The organism is Mycobacterium sp. (assembly GCF_036488105.1).
Lineage (GTDB): Bacteria > Actinomycetota > Actinomycetes > Mycobacteriales > Mycobacteriaceae > Mycobacterium.
In genome coordinates this window covers 1-5,440 of sequence record NZ_DASXHW010000009.1, presented here as the reverse complement: position 1 = coordinate 5,440, position 5,440 = coordinate 1, and the positions used below count along the sequence as shown (strand labels likewise).

Annotated in this window: 6 protein-coding genes and 1 pseudogene; 2 read left to right on the top strand and 5 right to left on the bottom strand. The window is 67.9% G+C overall.

The window, feature by feature from the left end:
• The 3 genes from VGH54_RS00450 to VGH54_RS00440 form a co-directional block, all read right to left on the bottom strand.
• A partial coding sequence (locus VGH54_RS00450; protein ID WP_331509972.1) for a L,D-transpeptidase occupies nucleotides 1-809 on the bottom strand: 809 nt, incomplete at its 3' end.
• Between the two features lie 126 nt (nucleotides 810-935).
• Complete coding sequence (locus tag VGH54_RS00445; RefSeq protein WP_331509974.1) at nucleotides 936-2,174, bottom strand: MFS transporter; 1,239 nt, start codon at nucleotides 2,172-2,174, stop codon at nucleotides 936-938.
• A gap of 44 nt (nucleotides 2,175-2,218) precedes the next feature.
• Nucleotides 2,219-2,509, bottom strand: coding sequence for a metal-sensitive transcriptional regulator (locus VGH54_RS00440; protein ID WP_331509973.1), 291 nt, complete (start codon nucleotides 2,507-2,509; stop codon nucleotides 2,219-2,221).
• Between the two features lie 198 nt (nucleotides 2,510-2,707).
• Here VGH54_RS00440 and ilvD point away from each other — a divergent pair, with 198 nt between their 5' ends.
• Nucleotides 2,708-4,414, top strand: coding sequence for a dihydroxy-acid dehydratase (gene ilvD, locus VGH54_RS00435; RefSeq protein ID WP_331509971.1), 1,707 nt, complete (start codon nucleotides 2,708-2,710; stop codon nucleotides 4,412-4,414).
• A gap of 4 nt (nucleotides 4,415-4,418) precedes the next feature.
• Here ilvD and VGH54_RS00430 read toward each other — a convergent pair whose 3' ends face one another.
• Nucleotides 4,419-5,075 (bottom strand): O-methyltransferase, encoded by a 657-nt coding sequence (locus VGH54_RS00430; protein WP_331509970.1) that lies wholly within the window; start codon nucleotides 5,073-5,075, stop codon nucleotides 4,419-4,421.
• 118 nt (nucleotides 5,076-5,193) lie between these two features.
• Here VGH54_RS00430 and VGH54_RS00425 point away from each other — a divergent pair, with 118 nt between their 5' ends.
• Nucleotides 5,194-5,340 carry a metallothionein gene (locus VGH54_RS00425; RefSeq protein WP_325686393.1) on the top strand — a complete coding sequence of 49 codons (147 nt, stop codon included), beginning with the start codon at nucleotides 5,194-5,196 and terminating at the stop codon, nucleotides 5,338-5,340.
• Here VGH54_RS00425 and VGH54_RS00420 read toward each other — a convergent pair.
• A pseudogene (locus tag VGH54_RS00420) lies at nucleotides 5,337-5,440 on the bottom strand (TIGR04338 family metallohydrolase); the annotation flags it as partial. The gene VGH54_RS00425 and the pseudogene VGH54_RS00420 overlap by 4 nt on opposite strands.

Below are 5,440 nucleotides of genomic sequence, written 5' to 3'. Positions count from 1 at the left end.
CCGTAGGTGGACGAATCCATCACCACCTTGGCCTTCTTGTCGAGCACATAGTAGGTGCCGTTAGGCGTCTGGTGACCGCCCGCAGCCATGCCCATCGACATCGGGAAGGTCTGCTCGACCGTCCCGTTGCGGGTGACGATCAGCTGGTGAGTCGCATCGTCGGCGGTGGCGATCAGCGAGTCACCGGTGACGAAGTTCTCCTGGGTGCCGGCCGCGTCGACGTGCACCGCGGTGTGCGCCGGCCAGAAGCTGAGCGGACGCCAGCGAACCTGGCTGGGGGTCAGCCAGTAGAACTTGCCGGACACCGGCGGCGTCGACGACACGTGGATCGCCTGTTCGGCCATGTGCTGGTCGGCGATCGGGCGCGCGAAGTTGATGATGATCGGCTCGCCCACGCCGACCGTTGAGCCGTTGACCGGATTGAAGGTCGGCGGCACGAACGGCGGCGCGCCGGTGAACGGCTCCGGGTTCTGGCCGACAACCGGACCCGAGGGCGCGGCGGCCGAGGTGGCCGGCGCGCCTGCGGCCGGACTGGCCGGCGGCAGAGCCGGCGCCGGTGCCGATGGGTCGCCCGGGGGCAGCGGAGGTGCGAACGGGTTGGGCGGCGGCAGCACCGCCAGCGGGTCGGCAGGCGGAAGCGGCGGCGCCGGGTCGCCGGGCGGCGGCGGCGCCGGGGCGTCTACTGCTGGCGCGGGCGGGGGCGGCGGCTCCGGGTCGGCGAGCGCCAAACCGCTGCCCAACATGAGCGCAGCGGTCACTCCCACTGCGCTGCACGCAGCGGCCAGAGGACCCGTGGTCCAACGCGACATTTGTATCCCTCCAAGTCACGGTCTCGAACCAGTATGCAGTAGCGCAGCGCCCAGCTATTAATTCAGCTGTCGCCGCTCGGAGTGAAAACGCGTGTCAACCAGTCCGCTGACCTGCTGGTTTACCTTTTACGGTCGATCCTCGGTGGGAACGTCGAAGAGCTGCCGCTCGATGGTCATTCCGGCGGCTCCGACACCGATCAAGGTCGCGGAGGCGGCCAGCATCATCAGCATCCCGTGCTCGTAGAACAAGCCGCCGGCAAACGATCCGGCCATGATGCCGATCTGAAACGCCGCCATGTACAGCCCGGACGCGCCGTCCGGATCGTCGGCGCCGGCGCGCATTGCCGCAGATTGCAGCATCGGCGACACCGCGTTGGCGGTGCCGCCCCACAACGCGATCGCGATGACCCCGATCAAAGCCGTCGCTGTCGGCGGCAGCCGGTGCAACGCCAGCGCAGTCAGCACCAGGAATGTCACGTACAGCGCGACCATGCAGCTGATGGTCGCGGCCCTCGGCCGATGGTCCATCGGTCGGGCCACCAGCGGGATCGCCAACAGGCCCGCGATCCCGTAGGTCGCCAGTAGCCAGGCGATGTCCGGTCCCCGCACCCCCACCACGTCGCGGACGATCACGGCGAAGAAGGTGTAGGACATGTAGTGCCCGGTGACCGCGATCATGGTGAGCAAGCTGACGATGACCAGTCTCCGATTGCGGTAATGGTGTGCACTCCGGCCGACGACTGCCCGCTGCCCATCGGTCAAGGCCATCACCGGCAGCACGAGCCAGGCCACCACGGTCACCAGCGCGGCCAGCACGGTCACCGCCGCGACGGCCACCCGCCAGTTCCACTCCAGGCTGATCGCCGCCGTGGCCGGGCTGCCCACCACCACGGCCAGGCTGATACCGATGTAAATGCTCGTAGTCGCGCGCCCGGAGTGGCTGGCCGGAACCAGCCGAGTGGCGATCGGAGCAATGACCGACAGGATCAGGCCGTGGGTGACCGCCGACAGGGCCCGGCCGCAGGCCAGCACCACGAAGTTGGGTGCGAGCGCGGAGATCAGCTGGGACACGGTCAGGCAGGTCAGGGACAGCAGCAGCGCGCGCCGTCGCGGCCAGAGTGCGGTCCAGCGGACCAGCGGGATGGTCGTGACGGCTGCCACCAGGGCGTACCAGGCCAGCAACGTGCCGACCATCGGGACGCTGGCGTGAAGGTCACGAGCGATCGCGGGGAGCGCGCCGACCGGCAGCAGCTCGGCGGTGACGTAGGTAAAGGCCGCCGCGGCCAGCACCGCCAGCTGCACGGCGATTCGGGCACTCCAGGGCCCGCTCGTAGCGGTTCGCCCTTCGGCGGCACGAGCTGGCACCACGGCCACTACTCAACCATGCGTTGCGGGCATCGCGTTAACGATCAGGAGCGGACGAGTCTCGCGATGGCCGCGGAAGCTTCGGCCAGCTTCTCGTCGGCCTCGGTGCCGCCCTCCGAGACGGCGCGGGTGACGCAGTGTCCAAGGTGCTCGTCGAGCAGGTTCAGCGCGACTGATCGCAGGGCGTTGTTGGCGGCGCTGATCTGGGTGAGGACGTCGATGCAGTACTTGTCGTCCTCGATCATCTTCGCGATGCCACGCACCTGGCCCTCGATCCGCCGCAAACGTTTGGCGTAGTTGTCTTTCTGCGACGAGTAGCCGTGTACGGGTGCCATCTGGCCCTCCAACATCGTGGTCTTGAAAATCATGCTCGGGGCCATCGCGATGGCGCCGATGTTGTCACCATTGTCAACGTCGGCTGGCGCCGGCGCCACGGCGGCCTGGTAAATCGGCGTTCGCCGGTGCGGCGAATATACCCCGTGGGGGTATTTTAATGATTTTGGCCGACATGGCGCTACACGCATACTTGAGCAATGGCCGACAGCAAGGACACCATCGACATCAAGCCCCGCAGTCGCGAGGTCACCGACGGCCTGGAAAAGGCCGCTTCGCGCGGGATGTTGCGCGCGGTGGGAATGGACGACGAGGACTTCGCCAAGCCGCAGATCGGGGTGGCGTCGTCGTGGAACGAGATCACGCCCTGCAACCTGTCGCTGGACCGGCTGGCCAAGTCCGTCAAGGAGGGCGTGTTCGCCGCCGGCGGCTATCCGCTTGAGTTCGGCACGATCTCGGTGTCCGACGGCATCTCGATGGGCCACGAGGGCATGCACTTCTCCCTGGTGTCGCGCGAGGTGATCGCCGACAGCGTGGAAACCGTCATGCAGGCCGAACGCCTTGACGGATCGGTGCTGCTGGCCGGCTGCGACAAGTCGCTGCCCGGCATGCTGATGGCCGCGGCTCGCCTGGATCTGGCCGCGGTCTTCCTCTATGCGGGCTCGATCCTGCCGGGCCGGGCCAAGCTGTCCGACGGCACCGAGCGCGACGTGACGATCATCGATGCGTTCGAGGCGGTCGGCGCCTGCGCCCGCGGCCTGATGCCGCGAGCGGACGTCGACGCGATCGAGCGGGCCATCTGTCCCGGCGAGGGCGCCTGCGGCGGCATGTTCACCGCCAACACCATGGCCAGCGCGGCCGAGGCGTTGGGCATGTCGCTGCCCGGGAGCGCCGCACCGCCGGCGACCGACCGTCGGCGCGATGGATACGCACGGCGCAGCGGTGAAGCTGTCGTCGGTCTGTTGCGCCGTGGCATCACGGCGCGCGACATCCTGACCAAGGAGGCCTTCGAGAACGCTATCGCGGTGGTGATGGCGTTCGGTGGCTCGACCAACGCGGTGCTGCATCTGCTGGCCATCGCACACGAGGCCGACGTGAAGCTGTCGCTGGCCGACTTCAGCCGGATCGGCGCCAAGGTGCCGCATCTGGCCGACGTCAAGCCGTTCGGCAAGCACGTGATGTTCGACGTCGACCACATCGGCGGTGTGCCGGTGGTGATGAAGGCCCTGCTGGATGCCGGTCTGCTGCACGGCGATTGCCTGACCGTGACCGGGCGGACCATGGCCGAGAACCTCGCGCACATCGCACCGCCCGACCCGGACGGCAAGGTGCTGCGGGCAGTGGACAACCCCATCCACCCCACCGGCGGGATCACCATCCTGCACGGTTCGCTGGCACCCGAAGGCGCGGTGGTCAAGTCGGCCGGCTTCGACTCCGACGTGTTCGAGGGCACGGCAAGGGTTTTCGAGCGCGAGCGGGCAGCACTCGATGCCCTGGAGGACGGCACCATCACCCACGGTGACGCGGTGGTGATCCGCTACGAAGGCCCCAAGGGCGGACCGGGGATGCGGGAAATGCTCGCCATCACCGGTGCTATCAAGGGCGCCGGCCTGGGCAAGGATGTGCTGCTGTTGACCGACGGCCGGTTCTCCGGCGGCACCACTGGCCTGTGCGTCGGGCACGTCGCACCCGAGGCGGTCGACGGCGGCCCGATCGCCTTCCTGCGCGACGGCGACCGGATCCGGCTCGACGTCGCCAACGGCACCCTGGACGTGCTGGTCGATGCTGACGAGTTCGCTTCCCGCCGTGATGGTTTCACCCCGCTGCCGCCGCGCTACACCTCCGGCGTGCTGGGCAAGTACGTCAAGCTGGTCGGATCGGCGGCCCACGGAGCGATCTGCGGGTAGCCGCCTACTTCACCAGCGCGATCGCGAAGCCGTCCCAGTGTTTGGCGCCCACCGTCTGCAGCACCGCGGTGTCGAGCCCGGGATGCTCGCCCAGCAGTTCGAGCACCCTTCTCGTCCCGCGCACCACGGCATCCTGACCGGGCGACAGGATCGCGCCCTCCCGAATCACGTTGTCCACCACGATCACTGAGCCAGGGTGGGTGAGCTTGACGGCCCATTCCAGGTAGCCGGGGTTGTTCTCCTTGTCGGCGTCGATGAACACCAGGTCGAACGGACCGCCAGTGACACTCGGCAGCGTGTCGAGCGCGGCGCCGACCAGCACCTCCACCCGATCGCCGAGACCGGCGCGGTCGATGTTGGCCCGGGCCACCTCGGCGTGTTTGGGCTCGTACTCCAGCGTGGTGACTCGGCCGTCCGGGCCGGCGCCGCGAGCCAGCCAGATCGTGCTGAAGCCGCCCAGTGTCCCGATCTCCAAGATGCGACGGGCCCCGACCGCGGTGGCGAGCAAGCTCAGGAACTTGCCCTGTTGCGCCGAGACGGCGATCTTCGGCAACCCGGCGGCGTCGCTGTCCTCGAGGGCGGCGGACAACACCGGATCGTCGTCCAGCACGGTGGTGTCCAGAAATTCGTCGACTTCAGCGGGGGTTGGCTTTGGGGTCATGAGCCAACGCTAGCCCTGCGGCGATGCGTGCCGCCACAGCATTAACCGTCCTTGCCCTATACCCCCTGGGGGTATAGGGTGACCCGGGTCAGGTCCCGATCCAGAAGAGGTGGAGAAGATGTCCAACGAAGCAGGCACCCTATTGAGCTGTGGTCATGACGGCTGCGGCTGCCGCGTTCGCATCGAGGTCGCATGTCACTGCAGCGGCACCGATCAGGCATACATCTGCAAGTGCGGCGACGAGATGGTTGAGGTCGCCAGCTAGCGAACACCCTCTTTGGCGTACACCACCCGCAGGACGTGCCCGGCTTCGGGCCCCATGACCAATTCGGCCAAGGCGCACAGCGTCGTGACGTACTCCGATC

Coding starts and splice junctions, on each gene's coding strand:
- VGH54_RS00440 (WP_331509973.1), bottom strand. CDS start 2,509: ATGGCACCCGTACACGGCTACTCGTCGCAGAAAGACAACTACGCCAAA.
- VGH54_RS00430 (WP_331509970.1), bottom strand. CDS start 5,075: ATGACCCCAAAGCCAACCCCCGCTGAAGTCGACGAATTTCTGGACACC.
- VGH54_RS00425 (WP_325686393.1), top strand. CDS start 5,194: ATGTCCAACGAAGCAGGCACCCTATTGAGCTGTGGTCATGACGGCTGC.
- ilvD (WP_331509971.1), top strand. CDS start 2,708: ATGGCCGACAGCAAGGACACCATCGACATCAAGCCCCGCAGTCGCGAG.